The organism is Candidatus Tisiphia endosymbiont of Hybos culiciformis, assembly GCF_964030975.1.
Taxonomy (GTDB): Bacteria; Pseudomonadota; Alphaproteobacteria; order Rickettsiales; family Rickettsiaceae; genus Tisiphia.
Genome location: NZ_CAXIQH010000001.1, coordinates 1480242 through 1496974 on the forward strand (window position 1 = coordinate 1480242; position 16733 = coordinate 1496974).

At 33.6% G+C, this 16733-nt stretch carries 15 protein-coding genes and 3 pseudogenes; 11 read left to right on the forward strand and 7 right to left on the reverse strand.

What is annotated here, in order from left to right; translation table 11 throughout:
- On the reverse strand, positions 1-1371 hold the full coding sequence (gene mnmE / locus ACQH2P_RS07995; RefSeq protein ID WP_425363733.1) for a tRNA uridine-5-carboxymethylaminomethyl(34) synthesis GTPase MnmE: 1371 nt from the start codon (positions 1369-1371) through the stop codon (positions 1-3).
- A 138-nt stretch (positions 1372-1509) separates the two neighbouring features.
- Between mnmE and ACQH2P_RS08000 the strand changes: the two genes are divergently transcribed.
- The 8 genes and pseudogenes from ACQH2P_RS08000 to ACQH2P_RS08035 all read left to right on the forward strand — a co-directional run bounded on the left by ACQH2P_RS08000 (position 1510) and on the right by ACQH2P_RS08035 (position 10167).
- The gene (locus ACQH2P_RS08000; RefSeq protein ID WP_425363734.1) at positions 1510-1659 is read left to right on the forward strand and encodes a hypothetical protein; all 150 of its coding nucleotides are present in this window, start codon (positions 1510-1512) and stop codon (positions 1657-1659) included.
- 40 nt (positions 1660-1699) lie between these two features.
- Positions 1700-2224 (forward strand): annotated as a pseudogene (locus ACQH2P_RS08005) (NAD-glutamate dehydrogenase); the annotation flags it as partial.
- Between the two features lie 486 nt (positions 2225-2710).
- Positions 2711-3961, forward strand: a pseudogene (locus ACQH2P_RS08010) (NAD-glutamate dehydrogenase); the annotation flags it as partial.
- Positions 3962-4114: 153 nt separating this feature from the next.
- Positions 4115-6829: pseudogene (locus tag ACQH2P_RS08015) on the forward strand (NAD-glutamate dehydrogenase domain-containing protein); the annotation flags it as partial.
- Between the two features lie 6 nt (positions 6830-6835).
- Positions 6836-7189, forward strand: coding sequence for a helix-turn-helix domain-containing protein (locus tag ACQH2P_RS08020; RefSeq protein ID WP_425363735.1), 354 nt, complete (start codon positions 6836-6838; stop codon positions 7187-7189).
- Positions 7186-7395, forward strand: a complete 210-nt coding sequence (locus tag ACQH2P_RS08025; RefSeq protein WP_425363736.1) for a hypothetical protein — start codon at positions 7186-7188, stop codon at positions 7393-7395. The genes ACQH2P_RS08020 and ACQH2P_RS08025 overlap by 4 nt, the downstream gene beginning before the upstream one ends.
- Before the next feature lie 5 nt (positions 7396-7400).
- Positions 7401-7718 (forward strand): cell division protein ZapA, encoded by a 318-nt coding sequence (locus ACQH2P_RS08030; RefSeq protein WP_425363737.1) that lies wholly within the window; start codon positions 7401-7403, stop codon positions 7716-7718.
- 238 nt (positions 7719-7956) lie between these two features.
- Complete coding sequence (locus ACQH2P_RS08035) at positions 7957-10167, forward strand: DNA translocase FtsK (protein WP_425363738.1); 2211 nt, start codon at positions 7957-7959, stop codon at positions 10165-10167.
- A 40-nt stretch (positions 10168-10207) separates the two neighbouring features.
- On the opposite strand, the gene ACQH2P_RS08040 is transcribed toward ACQH2P_RS08035, so the two are convergent.
- The 6 genes from ACQH2P_RS08040 to ACQH2P_RS08065 all read right to left on the reverse strand — a co-directional run bounded on the left by ACQH2P_RS08040 (position 10208) and on the right by ACQH2P_RS08065 (position 14162).
- Positions 10208-10366, reverse strand: coding sequence for a hypothetical protein (locus ACQH2P_RS08040; RefSeq protein WP_425363739.1), 159 nt, complete (start codon positions 10364-10366; stop codon positions 10208-10210).
- 115 nt (positions 10367-10481) lie between these two features.
- Positions 10482-12140 carry a peptidoglycan D,D-transpeptidase FtsI family protein gene (locus tag ACQH2P_RS08045; protein WP_425364137.1) on the reverse strand — a complete coding sequence of 553 codons (1659 nt, stop codon included), beginning with the start codon at positions 12138-12140 and terminating at the stop codon, positions 10482-10484.
- A gap of 1 nt (position 12141) precedes the next feature.
- On the reverse strand, positions 12142-12357 hold the full coding sequence (locus ACQH2P_RS08050; RefSeq protein ID WP_425363740.1) for a hypothetical protein: 216 nt from the start codon (positions 12355-12357) through the stop codon (positions 12142-12144).
- Positions 12354-12776: a cell division protein FtsL gene (gene ftsL / locus ACQH2P_RS08055; protein ID WP_425363741.1), complete on the reverse strand. Its 423-nt coding sequence runs from the start codon at positions 12774-12776 to the stop codon at positions 12354-12356. Before ftsL ends, ACQH2P_RS08050 begins: the two co-directional genes overlap by 4 nt.
- Positions 12754-13707, reverse strand: coding sequence for a 16S rRNA (cytosine(1402)-N(4))-methyltransferase RsmH (gene rsmH / locus ACQH2P_RS08060; protein WP_425363742.1), 954 nt, complete (start codon positions 13705-13707; stop codon positions 12754-12756). The genes ftsL and rsmH overlap by 23 nt, the downstream gene beginning before the upstream one ends.
- Positions 13704-14162 carry a division/cell wall cluster transcriptional repressor MraZ gene (locus ACQH2P_RS08065; protein ID WP_425363743.1) on the reverse strand — a complete coding sequence of 153 codons (459 nt, stop codon included), beginning with the start codon at positions 14160-14162 and terminating at the stop codon, positions 13704-13706. Before ACQH2P_RS08065 ends, rsmH begins: the two co-directional genes overlap by 4 nt.
- 451 nt (positions 14163-14613) lie before the next feature.
- Here ACQH2P_RS08065 and ACQH2P_RS08070 point away from each other — a divergent pair, with 451 nt between their 5' ends.
- From ACQH2P_RS08070 to ACQH2P_RS08080, 3 genes are all read left to right on the forward strand, one after another.
- On the forward strand, positions 14614-14742 hold the full coding sequence (locus ACQH2P_RS08070) for a hypothetical protein (protein WP_425363744.1): 129 nt from the start codon (positions 14614-14616) through the stop codon (positions 14740-14742).
- Between the two features lie 279 nt (positions 14743-15021).
- Positions 15022-15474 (forward strand): hypothetical protein, encoded by a 453-nt coding sequence (locus ACQH2P_RS08075; protein ID WP_375319253.1) that lies wholly within the window; start codon positions 15022-15024, stop codon positions 15472-15474.
- 65 nt (positions 15475-15539) lie between these two features.
- Complete coding sequence (locus ACQH2P_RS08080) at positions 15540-16730, forward strand: acyl-CoA desaturase (RefSeq protein ID WP_425363745.1); 1191 nt, start codon at positions 15540-15542, stop codon at positions 16728-16730.
- Positions 16731-16733 lie beyond the last annotated feature (3 nt).

The following is a 16733-nucleotide window of genomic DNA, read 5'->3' on the forward strand; positions in this document are numbered from 1 at the left end:
TTATTTACCTATACAAAAATTACTAAATATTTCCCCTAACACTTCTTCAACGCTAATCTTACCAGTGACATTACTCAAACTTCTAATAGCCATTCTAACATCTTCTGTGGCTAGCACTAAGTCTTTTTCACTATTAAAATCCTCATTATTGAATTTTTCTAAATATTCCAACGCTTTTTCTATAGATGTTCGTTGACGTTGTCTAGTAATATGCGGGGTCTCGGTTAAACCAGCTATATTATGGGCAATATTTTCGATTTCCTTTAACAGACTATCCATTCCAATATTATCTTTTATAGAAATCTTTAAATAATTTTTATTTAAAGGCAGCAATTGATCAGGAATTTTATCTAGAAGATCAATTTTATTGATCAATATTATGGTGTTGTCGTCTATTAAATCGACAATACTAGTCATTTCCTCAAAATATGAGGGTGAGTTGCTTAATTTTACAGCATCAAGCATGACTATTTTGATATCAGCCATTTTTGCTGATTCAATTGCCCGTTTGATACCTTCTAATTCTATTAAATCATTACTCTCCCTTATACCAGCTGTGTCTTGTAATATAATTGGATATCCCCCAATATCTAGATGCCCCTCAATTATATCACGAGTTGTACCCTCAATATTTGATACAATGGCAACGTCTCTTTGCATCAAAAAATTAAGTAGGCTAGATTTACCAACATTAGGAGTTCCTAAAATAGTCAATTTAATGCCGCTTCGAAGCAACTCCCCCCGTCTATTATCGTTAAGGTGTTTTATTATAGCATATTTAAGTTCACCACTAAGAGTTATAACCCTATTTAATATTTCTTGTGGAATATCTTCATCGGGAAAATCAATATAAGCTTCCAGTAAACCAATAATGGTCAGTAAAGTTTGTCTCCACCCATTATAAAGCTCTTCAAGTTCTCCACCAACTTGTTTAACCGCCTGCCTATGTTGCCAAACAGTTTCGGCCTCAATTAAATCAGCAATACCTTCTGCTGCAGTTAAATCAAATTTGCCATTTAAAAATGCCCTACGAGTAAACTCTCCAGGCTCTGCCATTCTTAAACTATCGATGGTTAACAATGTTTCAGTTAGCATGGCAGCAATTGCTATACTGCCATGGGTATATATTTCTACTACATCTTCTCCAGTAAAGCTAGCTGGAGCTTGGAAGTATACTACAACTGCTTCATCAATTAATTCTTGATTTTTAGGATTTATAAGCTTTTTACAGTACATAATTCTAGGAATAAACTCAACATTATCATTTTTAAGCAGGTGCTTTAATGCAGCCAAACTTTTAGCCCCAGAAATACGAAAGACTGCAACGCCTGCTTTTCCTGGTTTGGAGCTTTGAGCAAAAATAGTTTCCATGATGATAGAGCCTCTTGCTTAAGTAATTTATTTAATTATAATATATAATAGCTTAGTCTAGGGTAAGAATTATAGCTAACCTGATTTTAGTATTACCTTGTCATTGCAAGTAAGCAAAGGTGACGAAGCAATTGTTTTGTGTCATACCTGCGAGGTTTAACTTGTCATCCCTGCGAAAGTAGGTATCTAGATTCCCGCCTACGCGGGAATGACATCTTACAACTGCTTCGTCACCTTCGGTTCCTCGCTAATAGACAGAGTAATACTAAAATCGGGTTAGCTATATAATTCTTAATCTTTGAAATAATCATAAAGTTTGGTAACAAATATGACAATAGAGAAAGTTACAATAGAAAGGGCATCTTTATCTTTAAGCAGGCTTACTTGTCAAGTACCTAATTATAAATCAGAAATTTTATCATTGAGTAAGGTAAAAAGTGGAGACCCACTTTTTAGTAAATTTGTCCAAAAATTTTTAGTTTATATTCCTGTAGATTATAGGTTTAGAGATAGACAAGAATTATTTGGTGAGTTCGCTCATAGTGCTTTTCAGTTCTTTAAAGAAAAACAGAATAAAAGAAAATTGCAGATTGTTAGTACGATAATTGAAAATAATCCTGCAATTAATATTTTGCTATTAAATGATAATAAATCATTCATCGTTGATTCGATTATTTGTTTGTTAACAACCCTCAACTTGAAAGCTAAATTTTTACTCCATCCTGTTATAGCTTGCGTAAGAAATAATGATGGTCACTTACAAGAAATATTGGATATCAAGAAAGATAGCAACGAATCTTTAGTACATATAACTATTCTAGGAAATTTTGATCAGAAAGATATCAACTCTTTAGAAAGTGCTTTAAATAAAACTTTAGATCAGGTGGATACTGCTTATAATGTGTGGTCTAAGCTATTGAACAGAGTGACAACGATTTCAGACGAGATCAAAAATAATCAGCAATTATACAATGACAACCATTTAGATTATAATGAATCTATAGATTTCTTAAATTGGCTAAAAGATGATAATTTTACTTTTCTAGGTATGATGAACTTTGATCTAATTTCCAAAGATTTTTCATCAGAAGAGGGTGTTCAAAAGATATGGCAAGGGCAAGATATTAGAAATGAAGTTATTGATATTATTGAACGTTCAGCAAGTCCATTATATAACAATAAATTAGTCATTTTAGGTAAAATTAATACTCTATCAAGTGTACATAGAAGTAACTTAGTAGATTATATTTTAGTCAAAAAGATTGATCAGGATAAAAAGTATCTTTCCGGTAGCATAATTTTTGGTTTATATAGTTCTGCAATATATTACCAGACAGTTACTGATATTCCTATATTGAGACAAAAACTACAATTCGTTCTAGATAAAGCCGCCTTTCCGACTGATGGATATAATACCAAAAAACTTAAAAGTATAGTTCAATCTCTGCCTAAAGAAGCTTTGGTACAGATTGATGAAGGTGATCTATATTGTATGTGCTTACATGTACTTTCAGGTATGATGAGTAGAAAACTCAAATTATTTATTCAACAAGATTGGTCTGGTTGTTTTATTAATATCATAATATTCTTATCAAGAGATCGTTTAACACCAGAAGTACATAGTGCAATAAATTGTTATTTATCCGATACACTTAATGGTATAATATTATCAGATTATATGGCAGAAGTGGCAGAAAATTTTTCATATTTATTTGTCACGTTAGAGGTGCAGAACAAAAATAGCCTTGATTTTGAAGTTGAAACAATAGAGCAAGAATTAGATAAAATTTCCACTCGTTGGAGCGAAGATTTCTATCATAAATTATGTAAAAATTTTGGTGAATATCAGGGGGGAGTAAATTTCAAACTTTTTGACCCAATTTTTCCTATTGATTATAGAGAGAAATTTAATGGACAAACAACTTTAATAGATATTGAGTATCTAAAAGAGGCGAGTATTTATCACAAGCCTATATTTAATTTAATTGCTATAAATAATAAAGAATTCCAACTAAAAATTTACAGCCCTACACCCAAACTAGCTCTTTCAGACCTGCTGCCATCTATAGAAAATTTGGGATTCAAAGCCATAGATGAACAAAGCTTTGCTATAAAAGGAACAGAAGATATTAAAGAAAGCTGGATATATGAATTTACTCTTGAACCATTGATAACCATTGAAGGTAATATTGATCTACTTAAAGCAAATGTAGAAGAGGCTTTAGATAAAATATCTCTAGGACTTCTAGCTAATGATTCTTTAAGCAAATTAATAGTGTTATCAGGATTTAATTGGTGGCAAGTTAAGTTAGTTAAAGCATTAACTAGATATTTACATCAAACAGGCTTTATCTATGGTAAGGGTTATGTTCAATTGATCTTAATAAAGCATTTTTTATATACTAAAATGTTAGTTGATTTGTTTGACGCTAAATTTAATCCGGCAAATTCTTCAGATGTGAGTACAAAAACTATAACAGATAGTATCCTTAGCTATCTTAATAAAATCACTAGTAGTAGTGAGGATAAGGTTCTAAGGAATATGTTTGGTATTATTGAAGCTATTGTTAGAACTAATTGTTATCAATCTATAGCTAACCCGATTAACATTTCTCCAATCCTATGTCATTCCCGCGAAAGTGGGAATCTAGATCCCTGCTTTCGCAGGGATGACATCACTCCTTCGTTAATAGACAGCGATTTGTTACGGGTAGATGCTAATCAGGTTAGCTATAGTTCTGATAGTAGTACAGGTTTAAATAATTTGTCTAATAACAACAACAAACATAATATAGCCTGTAGAAATTATTTTTCTTTTAAATTTGATTCAAAAAAAGTTCCTAATTTACCTTTGCCAGTACCCTTTGCCGAAATATTTGTTTATGCTAATGATTTTGAAGCTATTCACTTACGAGGTGGCAAAGTATCTCGTGGTGGTATTAGATGGTCTGATAGAGGAGAGGATTATAGAACAGAAGTATTAGGGCTAATGAAAGCACAAAGCACCAAAAATTCGGTCATTGTCCCTTTCGACGGCTCAAAAGGTGGATTTTCCCTTAATTTCACTGATGATAATATGACTCGTCAAGAATATATGGCAAGAGTTATAGAATGTTATAAGAATTTTCTCCGGGGTTTACTTGATATCACTGATAATATAGTTAATGGCAAAATTATCCAACCGCAAAATACTATTATCTATGACCAGGAAGATCCATATCTAGTGGTTGCAGCAGATAAAGGTACGTCAACCTTCTCGGATCATGCAAATAGTGTATCTGCCGAATATAATTTTTGGTTAGGCGATGCTTTTGCTTCCGGTGGCTCAGCTGGTTATGACCATAAGAAAATGGCTATTACTTCAAAAGGTGCGTGGATTTCTGTAGCAAGCCATTTCCTTAGAATTCCTGCAAAAGTCGCTTATGTTGAGGGATTTGAAGGAGACGTGGAACGCAGAACCGCAGCGTACTCTAGTGTACGTGAGTATCCGAGTACCGCATCGACGTACAAATCACCAACAGAAGTAGATTTTTGCAGGAAGTCTATTGATGTGCAAAGAGACCCTATTACTGTTGTTGGCATTGGCGATATGTCTGGAGACGTCTTTGGTAATGGTATGCTCAGGTCTAATGCAATAAAACTTGTTGCTGCATTTAATCATAAACATATATTTATTGATCCACAACCTGATCCAATTATTAGTTTTAATGAACGTATGAGATTGTTCGGGTTACCTACATCAAATTGGTCTGACTATAATCAACAGTTAATTTCAAAAGGTGGGGGGATTTTTGAGCGAAGTAGTAAGTCTATCTTGTTATCTACAGAAGCCAAATTATTGCTAAAGATAGATATTGACCAATTAACTCCAGAACAGCTGATTAAAGCTATTTTACAAGCAGAAGTTGATTTGTTATGGAACGGTGGTATAGGAACCTATATAAAAGCTTCGACAGAAAGTCACTTAGAGATAGGCGATAAGGCAAATGATAATCTGAGAGTCAATGGTAGAGATATTAGAGCTAAAGTAATAGGAGAAGGTGGAAATATTGGCGTATCACAACAAGGTAGAATAGAATATAGCAAGCTCGGTGGACAGATAAATACTGATTTCATTGATAATTCGGCTGGTGTTGATTGCTCCGATCATGAGGTAAATATAAAAATTGCCCTTAATCAGGCTATGTCTTCTAAGAAAATCAGTTTAGAAGAACGTAATAAGCTATTGTCAACTATGACCAAACAAGTTGAAGAACTGGTGCTAGTTGATAATTATAAGCAGAATCAAGCACTTAATATCATGCAATTATCTCGTATTTCGACTATCGAAATATTTAGCCAGTTTATTGATACTTTAGAAGAAGAAAAATTAATTGATCGAACTGTTGAGTTTCTACCAACTAGGGAAGAGCTAAATAGAAGGGTACTTAATAAGGAAAGTATTACTCGTCCTGAGCTTTGTGTATTACTTTCTTATAGTAAACGCTCAGTCTATCATGATTTAATAACAGCAACATTTTCAAAAGATAAATATTTTGAGTCTTATCTGATTAATTATTTTCCAGCATTAATGCAAGAGAAATTTCGTGAGGAAATTTTATCTCATCCACTTAAGCATGAAATTATTCGAACCGTTGTAACAAATAAAATTATTAATCAGTTAGGTGGTCCATCACTTAATCTTATAAAACGTGACACTGGTGCTGCTCTTTGTGATATAGTTCGTTCATATACCATTATCTGTGAAATTTTTGATTTAGATAATTTATGGACTATAGTGGAATCTTTACCAAGTACTATAGAATATAAAGTTAAAATTGACATGTTTACTGAACTTGCTAAAATTATGCGTAGAGGTATCTCCTGGTTTTTAAAGCATATAAAACATCCTATCAATATTAGCGATACCATTGATGAATTTTATGAACCAGCTAGAATGCTTAGCAAAGTGGTGAGTAATTCCCTTTTAGGAGAAGCAAAAAATAAATTTGATGATAAAGTTAAGCAATATACTTTGTTAGGAGTAACAGATGAGATAGCTCAAAGGGTTGCGACTCTTGATAGCCTAGTGTCGGTTTTTGACATAATATATATTGCAAAAAGAACCCAAGCTACAAATAATGATGTTGCTAGTTTATATTTTGCTACTGGTAATAAATTTAGTATTGATTGGCTTCGTAAAGCTTGTGATAAACAACTGAATGATTCTTATTGGAATAGATTATCAACACAATCATTAAAAGATGACTTGTATGATAAACAAAGACAACTATTAACTAAAATAATTAACAAATCTAAAGTAAATATTGATTTAGATTTATGGATTGATAATAATATAGACTCTGCATCTATTTTCCTAGATTTTGTCAAAGGAATTAGATTGCAGGAAAATATTGACTTAAATATTTTAATTTTAGCAAATAAGAAATTTGAAACCTTTTTGCGTAAACTTGAGTAATGCGTTATGTCGTCATCCCTAAAACAAGCGAGAATAGAGTCTGGCAAAACTCTTGAAGAGATATCTGCTTATTTGAAAATTAGAAGGCAATATTTAGAAGCTCTTGAAGAGGGAGACCTAAATTCGATGCCAGCGGAAGTTTATGTAAAGGGTTATCTTAAGTTATATTCAAATTATTTAGGGATAGTTTTAAATCCTAGTGAGGAGGATGAGCCGCAACTCTCTAAAGATGTTGACCTCAAAAATATGTCTAACTCAATGGCATCTAATTATAAATGGAAAAAACAGCTAATTATAATCTCTATTTTAACATTAATAATAATTCCAATAATTTTTCACTTAATATTACCATATGAATGACAATAACTAAGGATTTGTTACTTAAATTAATGCAAGAAGTGGATCAAGGGGTTGAAGGTCTTTTGTCGGATATTGCTCAGCAGCATGAAGAAATTAATAAACTGAAAAACGAAAATAAACATCTCAAGGATAATTATGCAAAAATACTTGAGCAAATAGCTGTATATATTGCTGAACTGGAAGAAATGAAACATAAAAACACATAATATAGATGTCTATAGTAACAATAATACTGGGTAGCAAAACTTTTCAACTGGCATGTAGTGACGGATCGGAAGAAGAATTGTGCAATCTTGCAACCAAGTTAAATGAAAATATTACGCAGATAAAAAAAGTTAGTCCATCAGCATCATTTGAACTATTATTAGTTATGTCTGCCTTAAGTTTACAGGAACAAGTACAAAGTCTGACTAATAAAATTGCTAGAATCGATGGTGATAAAATACCTTGCGAAGAAGAAAAATTTGCAGAAACGTTAAGTACTATAGCAGGGTATTTAGAAGATCTTGCAAGAAAGATTGGAAAGTGATATTATAAAATACTCGGAATGTTGACTTAAAAAAACTCTCTTGAAAACAGAAGAGTAAAAAGGTATGAGCTGCTTGGTTCGTGAGCTTAACGTATTGCCCCGGGACTATAATTTTTATTGTTAGGAAACATCCCTGTCTGAGTCTATTATGCAGATATATGGATTCCATTTATACATACTAGGTTCTTTGAGGATCTTAGGCAACGACCAAAGTGGTTCATTTTTTTAGGCAAATTTTGTGCTATATTACATAAACAGGATTCTTACTAATAATAGAGTGCGGTCTGCTTTATTAATGTTGGTGGGCTGTTTTACTATTTTATTATTAGTAACTTATAATCCAGACGATCCTTCCTTTAATTCTGTGACAGGCAAATATCCAAGCAATTTATTAGGTTATTTTGGTTGTTATTTAGCGGATATTTTTTACCAATTTTTTGGTATAGCGTCGTTTATTTTGCCAATTTATTGTTTTTTCTGGTCTTTGAGCGTATGGCGTTTAGAGAAAAAATGGGTTACCATCAGGATAATGGTGCTGCTGCTTTCAATTATATCATTATCGGTAGTCTGCACTAAGATAAAAATTGATTATTTACCGGCCGGTGCCGGCGGAACAGTTGGTACTATTATTTACCCATTAGTCAAACAATTAGATGCTAGAGCCGATTACGCTTTAATTATTATTACATTTATTTTATTATTTTTATTAGCAGAAATAAAATTTTCAGCTTTTTGGAATGCTATAACTAAATTATTCCAACTAATACCTTATAGAAAATTTATCCCCTTACCTACAATATCAACTAAACAATCTTCAACAAAAAAGCCCCCTTTTATTAATCAAGAAGAAGCTTCATATGCTGACAAAATAGATGGATTCCCAGGAAAAAATAATGACTCGCAATCTCATTCTTTAAGGAAACAATCTTCATTCAGAAAAGAAAATGATCAATTACCAGACCTGCCCCCTATTGAATTATTAAAACAAGCTGACAGCCCAAATATAAAAGTAGAAACTTTATCAGAACTACAACATAATGCCCAAATACTGCTAACTGTTCTGAATGATTTTGGTGTTAAAGGTCAGGTCATTAATATTAATCAAGGTCCAGTTGTCACCTTATATGAATTTGAGCCAGCTGCCGGTACTAAATCTTCTAGGATTATAGGTTTATCAGACGATATTGCTAGGTCTTTATCTGCGATATCAACCAGAATAGCTGTCATACCAGGTAGAAACGTTCTAGGTATTGAATTACCCAATAAACAGAGAGCATTCTTTTGTCTAAGAGAATTAATTGAAACACCGGAATATCAAGATAGTAGCATTATGCTACCATTGATTTTAGGTAAGGATTTAGCTGGCAAGCCTTTTGTTGCAGATTTAGCAAAGATGCCACATTTGTTAGTTGCAGGTACAACTGGTTCCGGGAAATCAGTAGCAATTAACGCGATGATAATTTCCCTACTTTACCGTTATACTCCAGAAGAATGTCGGTTAATAATGATTGATCCCAAAATGCTTGAATTATCAACCTATGATGGCATACCACATCTTCTGACCCCAGTGGTTACCGAGCCAAGTAAAGCAGTAGTTGCTCTTAAATGGGCGGTAAAAGAGATGGAAAATCGTTATAGGGCAATGTCAAATATTGGGGTCAGAAATATAGCAGGTTATAATGCTAAAATTCTGGAAGCTGCGTCAAGCGGTAAAATATTAGAACGTTCTGTCCAAACAGGATTTGACCCGGAAACTGGTAAGCCTATTTATGAGACAATTGAAATGAATATGGAGAAATTACCATTCATTGTAGTAATTGTTGATGAAATGGCTGACTTAATGTTGGTAGCTGGTAAGGATATCGAATTATCGATACAACGTTTGGCTCAAATGGCAAGAGCCGCGGGTATTCATATTATCATGGCAACTCAGAGGCCTTCTGTTGATGTTATTACTGGGGTAATTAAAGCTAATTTCCCAAGTCGTATCAGTTTTAAAGTGACTTCTAAGATTGACAGTAGAACTATTCTTGGTGAACAAGGCTCTGAGCAGTTACTCGGCATGGGAGATATGCTTTATATGGGTAATTCGTCAAAGATTACCAGGGTTCATGGTCCGTTTGTTGATGATAAAGAGGTAGAGAAAGTAACTCAATATTTAAGATCAACAGGAGTGCCTGAATATCTTTCAGCAGTGACTCAACAATTAGATGATGATGAAGTAAATGCCGAAAACCCTGGAGATGACTCAACTAGTGATGAGACTTTATATAAAAGAGCCGTACAAATAGTACAATTAGAACGGAAAGTATCAATTAGCTATATACAAAGATGTTTACGAATTGGTTATAATAGAGCTGCTACTCTTGTTGAGAAAATGGAACAAAATGGGGTGATATCCCCTCCTAACCATACTGGTAAAAGAGAAATATTATTGCCAGAAAATTAGCCATAGAATTTTGGTTGTATGAAGGAAAATTGAATAGTGTTCACAACTGGTTAGCTAGTCGCTCCGTCAAAAAGGCTGTAGGTATAGTGAAACCTATTGAATTAGGTGATACAAACTTTGTGTTAACCTTGCGAAAGCAGGCATCTAGATTCCCGCCTTCGCGGGAATGACAACTTACAATCGTTATGTTCTTTATCACCTAATCCTATGGGCATAACTATATTATAGATTCCTGCCTACGCAGGAATGACATCCTTTTTGTTTAAACATAGCAGATGTTGTATCTTTAGACTTTTGACGAGGGGACAGCTATGTCACAATTCTTCGCCTTTCTCAATCGGCTCTATTCCGTATAGAGATACCATTCGCTCAAGAACTCTCCCAACGGTAGGAGCCGCAGTCCAACCGGCTGTAGCAAAGCCAAATGACTCTTTTGTTCCTTTAGGTTCATCAAACATTATAAAAATAACATATTGCGGATTAGAGGCTGGTAATAAACCTAAGAATGACGACATTCTGCTATTTTTAAGATATCTTCTTTTGCCATGCCCATCTGCAGTTAATTTTTCAGCCGTACCAGTTTTTCCACCAACAAGATACCCTTTCACATCAGCTCTACGTCCCGTCCCTTCTTTTACCACCAAACGAAATAATTCACTCATTTGCTTAGAAGTTTTTTCACTAAAAACCTGTGTCCCAGCAAGACTCTCATCTTGCCTTTTGATTAGAGTCAAATTATATAATGTTCCACCATTTACTACTGGCAATACTGCTTGAATAAAGTGTAAAGGACTAATTGAAATACCATAACCATATGACATGACAACACTAGTCAAATCACTCCATCTCTTATCGGATGGAAACAGAGGGGTACCTCTCTCTGGTAATTCAATTTTAAGCTGATCTAGTAGACCTAATCTCTTTAAGTATTTTTTGAAATCATTTTTGCCGATTTCTAACATAATTTGGCTAACACCAATATTTGATGAATGCAGAAAAATTTCTGGAACGCTATGCCACCCATGCTTTGGGTGATAATCTTTTATATTAAACCCCCCTACCCTCATATAGCTAATATCATAAGCATCGTTCATTGCTATAGCATCAGTATCAAAACCTACTGCCATAGTTAAGGTTTTAAATACCGAACCCATCTCATAAATACCAAGACTTGCCATATTAAACAATTCTTCTGGCTTTGCACTACTTGGGTAGTGTGGATTAAAATCAGGCTTACTAACCAGAGCTAAAATCTCACCATTATTAGGATTGGCAATTATCCCTACCGCTCCTATTGCACTAAATTCCTTTAATGTCCTATCTATTTCTTCATTTAGGATATTCTGTAATCTTACATCTATAGATAGTTCAAGTGGCTTTTTAAGCTGCTCTGGCTGTATCAGGTCAGTATCCGAATTAGTTAAAAATTTATCATAACTCCTTTCTAGCCCAGCAAGACCAACCAAATCCCTACCCACATATCCTATAATATGTGATAATAAATTGGAAAAAGTATATATCCTCTTTTGTTCTTGTTCAAAACTAAAGCCTGGCATTGCCAAATTTAATATCGCCTCTTGCTCTTTTGGCAATAAATCTCTTTGTACCCATACGAAACTTTTATTACTTTTTAACTCTGTAAGTAATTTCGTTTTATCAATCTTAGGCAATATCTTAGATAATTTTTCTAAACATTGCTCTGGATTGATTACTTTCTGTGGATTGACAAATAATGAAGAAGAGGGTAAGTTAACTGCTAATAAATTACCATTACGATCTACTATTTCTTTTCTAAAGTTACTACTCTTTACTTGATATTCTGGCTTAACATAACCATTAGTCGCAACAATTATTAAGCGGTATGATAATCCACAGAACAACACAGCAAAACAAAAGCTGACTATGAATAATCTAATTTTGGTATTGTCAGCACAAATATCCCATAAAATAATATTACCAAAAATTTTTTTCATTTTAGTTAGAGTATTTTTTAAAAATACTAATAAAAATATACCTGCACACCTCTTTGTCATTCCCACGTAGGCGGGAATCTAGATACCTACTTTCACAGAAATGACAACCTACGCTAGATTCCCGCCTATGCGGGAATGACATCTTTCTTGTTGAAGCAAATGGGCAAATGCTAACCGGGTTAGCTATATATGCACAGGTGAAAAGAGTACCTTTCATTGCATATACTCTGATTTTCTAGTTGAAACAGTTTTTATGTATTTACTATTAGAGATTGTTTTATAACGCCACTTAACATTGGTTTTATTAAAATATGAACCACCTACTTCCTGAGATTTTGCATATTTCTTACTCTCAGGTAGCAAAGGATCACTAATCATTTGCTTAACTTTAACAGTATCTAATTGTAAATAAAGTGATGCTAATTTTCTTAGTCTAGCAGGAGAAGTAAGGTATGATTGTTCAACTTTTAACACGTGAATTCTATTGCTCTCATCGATCAACTGTTTTGAAACTTCTCCAAGCTGATAATGCAAGGCAATAACCTGATCTTTAACTCTAAATAATCCATAAATAGAAAAAATTATAGTGCATACAGTTATACAACTAAATATTCTAACTATCATATGTAGCACCATCTATTTTCTGTCCAGCCCTTAACTTTGCAGATCTTGCTCTTGGATTAAGTGCAACTTCCCTAGCCGATGGACATAATGGTTTTTTTGTAAGAATTTTAAGCCATTCCTTAGAATTTTCTTCAGCTAAAATTTTTGCCGCATATTTAGACCTGGCAACTAATTTAGCAGAATTTGCTTTAAAAAAATTCTTAACAATTCGGTCTTCTAATGAGTGGAATGAGACAATTACTAGGCGACCATTTGGTGCTAAAATATCCTTGCTATTACTTAGAAATCTTTCTAATTGACCTAATTCATCATTGATGTAAATACGAATTGCTTGAAAAGTCTTGGTAGCAGTATCAATTTTACCTTTGCGAAAACCTATACTACTGCGAACAATATGGGCAAATCTTGCTGTATTGGTAATAGGCTCTAACCGCCTATGTTCTACAATTTTTTTAGCAATTCTTCGAGAATAAGATTCATCGCCATATTTATAAATCACATCAGCTATTTCTTGTTCATCAGCCTTATTTATAAAATCTGCAGCACTCTCCCCTATCCCACTCATTCTCATATCAAGTGGTCCATCATGAGTAAAGGAAAACCCTCTATCTCCAGAATCAATCTGCATAGAAGAAACCCCTAAATCCATAACTATGCCATCAAATTTCAACGAACCTAATTCTGAGAAGCTTTCAGCGAAACCTGTCTGAATAAATTTCACTCTACCGGGATAATCATTTATTAATTGATTGGCGTAAGTTATAACATTTGGATCACGATCAATTGCCACTAATTGACAATTACAACAATCGAGTATCATCCGACTATAACCACCAAAACCAAAAGTACAGTCCAGATAAATCCCCCCATCTTTAGGCCACAAGACTTCCTTAACTTCATTTAACAGAACAGCTGTATGAGATGATGCGGATTCTTGTATCATATATCCTTATTAATATTCTTAAGAGTTAAACGGTTATCTTGAGCAATTTGCCGAGCTGAAGAAAGATAAGTTTCAAAATTTTGCGGTTGCCAAATTTCAAAGACTAATCCCTTCCCTACAAAACAAGCCTGATCTGATATATCAGAATGCTCTATTAAAGATTTGGGTAAAATCACCCTACCCTCACCATCAAACGCAAGCTGGATAGCCTCACCAAGAATGATTGTTTCAAAAGCATCTCGTTCCTCAGAATATGGATCTAAGGTTTGAATCATTTGGCTTAGCTCCTCAAGCCTCTTTAAACTACACGCTTCAATACACTTATTTCTAAAAGACGGATAGACAATGACTCCATTAAATGACTGACTAGACAAAGCTACTCTATAGCTGGCAGGTACCGAAACCCGACCTTTCTTATCAAGATTATTTATATATTTTGATAAAAAAATATTCATTTACCTAATTTACCTTCCAAGAATTGGTAGTGTCATGCATCGGTATACTCTTCTGCTTTGAAAAATTGGCTCCATCATTCGTCATTGCGAGACCACGTGAGTGTAGTGGCAATCCACATTCATTAGATTGCTTCGTAGTACCTACGCACTCCTCGATAATAGACGGAGTAATAATCAAGTTAGCTACATAACCATACCCTATACAAATTATTCCATAAATTTGGTCATATTTGGGACAATTTGGGATTATATGGAATTTTAAGGATATTGTACTATAATTATAGAGTCAAGAAGGTTTTAAATAGTTTACAAAAAATTTATAAAATTTTATCAATTGTGACTTATTTAATGCATTCTGAACTCGCTTCACATCTAAGTCATCCTGACTCGTTTCAGGATCTAGATTATTCACACAAAAGATCCTGAAATATAGTTATGCTCATAGGATTAGGTGATAAAGAACATAACGATTGTAAGTTGTAATTCCCGCGAAGGCGGGAATCTAGATACCTGCTTTCGCAGGTATGACACAAAGTTTATATCACCTAATTCAATAGGTTTCACTATAAATTCAGGATGACATTTATTAACTCACCTTACACATGGTATTAAAAGTCATAGGAAAAACAGCCAGGCGTCATTGCGAGGAGCCACTTTGGTGGCGACGAAGCAATCCAAGAGCATGGATTGCCACTACACTCACGTGGTCTCGCAATGACGTATTGTACTTTTCTGCAATTTTTAAATTGCCATAAGCATTATGCGTAAGGTGAGTTATTAAAAAAAAAGTGTATGACAGGTATTAGTGCAAAGAAAAATTTTAGTATAATGATCTCATACAAGAATTAATGAGATTTTTATGATTACACTACTTGCTTCAATAACGGGCTTTATTAGCTCAATTATCCCAGAAATTTTAAAAATTCTAAAGGATCAAAATGATAAAAAACATGAGCTTAATCTTTTAGATCGGCAAATTGAAAGCCATAAATTAGGGAATACCAAACTGCTCACAGAGCTTAACGTTTCAAAAGACATGGCGGAGAATAATACTTTATATTCAACATATAAATTAGGCATTAATTGGGTCGATGCCTTGAATGGCTCAGTTCGCCCTGTTCTGGCATATAGTTTTTTTATTATGTATGCCTATGTCAAATATGTACAATATAAAACCATACAAAGTACGGCAATCCTGGTGGAATATCTTGATGTTTTATGGAATATAGATGATCAGGCTATTTTTGCCGGCATTATTAGCTTCTATTTCGGACAACGTATGTTTAATAAATTATGGAAGCGTAAAATGTAATATTGTATAATATTGTATAATATGTTATGCTCTGTGGATATTTTATTTAATTAAAAGTTAGATATATGCTAAAAAGAATCGTTTGGCCCATTTTTTTTGTGCTAATTATATACCCAATTATACTTTCATATTTGGTTATAAAATACTACGCTAGCCATAAAATAGGTGTATTTGAGATAAGTTTGTTTATAGCAGGCTATTATGGTTCTAATGTTTCTGTTGGCGTTGGATTGCATCGGCTATGGTCACATCATGCCTTTAAAACAAATAAGGTGGTGGAGTTTATTCTTGTTATGATGTCAGCTGCTACGCTACAAGGACCAGTGTTGTCCTGGGCATCAAATCATTTCAAGCACCATGCTTATACTGATAAAGATCAAGACCCGCATAGCCCACTAAAGTTTGAGAATAGAATTTTAGGGTTTTTATGGTCACATATTGGATGGATGATCATTGATGGAAGTTATAAGTCTATTGACCGAATTACTATGGTTAAACTTGGTAAAAATAAATTGCTGAGATGGCAATTAAAGTATTACTGGAAAATTTCTCTGTTTATGAACACTGTATTGCCTGCATTAATAGGTTATTTGATTGGTGGAACTATTACCTCTGCCTATGCTGGTTTCTTGTTTATTGGTATGGGTAGAGCACTACAACAACATGCAACTTTTTGCGTTAATTCTCTATGTCATTTTGTTGGTAGTAAGAAATATTACAAAGGTACTGCCGGAGATATTTGGTGGATGGCATTATTCTTATTAGGTGAAAATTGGCATAATTTCCATCATGCATTCCCATCAGATTACCGTAATGGTGCTAAGTGGTATCATTTTGATGTCCATAAATGGATAATATATATGATGAGTAAATTAGGACTGGCTTGGAATTTAGAAGTTACACCTGAAATTAGAATACAAGCGAAAGTAACTGAAACTAATAAATACCTAATAGAGGGCAGAAAACAGAAATTAAATTTACTGCAAGATAAAATTAATCATCTGAGAGAACGTGTGTATGTGAAACTTAATGAGCTTGAAAACTCTTCTATATCGATTAAAGCACAATTGCAAAAATCCTTTATAGAAATTCAAGAATCACTAAGAAAGCTTGCTGATCAACTACATTCATCAATTCAGTTAACTGAAGAATCGTCAGAGCGATTACTAAAAATTGCCAGTAAAAAGATTAAAGATCGTGAAATGGCAATTTATAGGCTATATAACGAACTAGACAGAAAATATGCTAGGAACTAGGAG

Excerpts from the sequence above, each read along its gene's own strand:
- ACQH2P_RS08050 (WP_425363740.1), bottom strand. The coding sequence starts at position 12,357 with ATGAAAGGTACTCTTTTCACCTGTGCATATATAGCTAACCCGGTTAGC.
- ACQH2P_RS08075 (WP_375319253.1), top strand. The coding sequence starts at position 15,022 with ATGATTACACTACTTGCTTCAATAACGGGCTTTATTAGCTCAATTATC.
- ACQH2P_RS08020 (WP_425363735.1), top strand. The coding sequence starts at position 6,836 with ATGTCGTCATCCCTAAAACAAGCGAGAATAGAGTCTGGCAAAACTCTT.
- ACQH2P_RS08045 (WP_425364137.1), bottom strand. The coding sequence starts at position 12,140 with ATGAAAAAAATTTTTGGTAATATTATTTTATGGGATATTTGTGCTGAC.
- ACQH2P_RS08030 (WP_425363737.1), top strand. The coding sequence starts at position 7,401 with ATGTCTATAGTAACAATAATACTGGGTAGCAAAACTTTTCAACTGGCA.
- mnmE (WP_425363733.1), bottom strand. The coding sequence starts at position 1,371 with ATGGAAACTATTTTTGCTCAAAGCTCCAAACCAGGAAAAGCAGGCGTT.
- rsmH (WP_425363742.1), bottom strand. The coding sequence starts at position 13,707 with ATGATACAAGAATCCGCATCATCTCATACAGCTGTTCTGTTAAATGAA.
- ACQH2P_RS08025 (WP_425363736.1), top strand. The coding sequence starts at position 7,186 with ATGACAATAACTAAGGATTTGTTACTTAAATTAATGCAAGAAGTGGAT.
- ACQH2P_RS08080 (WP_425363745.1), top strand. The coding sequence starts at position 15,540 with ATGCTAAAAAGAATCGTTTGGCCCATTTTTTTTGTGCTAATTATATAC.
- ftsL (WP_425363741.1), bottom strand. The coding sequence starts at position 12,776 with ATGGTGCTACATATGATAGTTAGAATATTTAGTTGTATAACTGTATGC.
- ACQH2P_RS08065 (WP_425363743.1), bottom strand. The coding sequence starts at position 14,162 with ATGAATATTTTTTTATCAAAATATATAAATAATCTTGATAAGAAAGGT.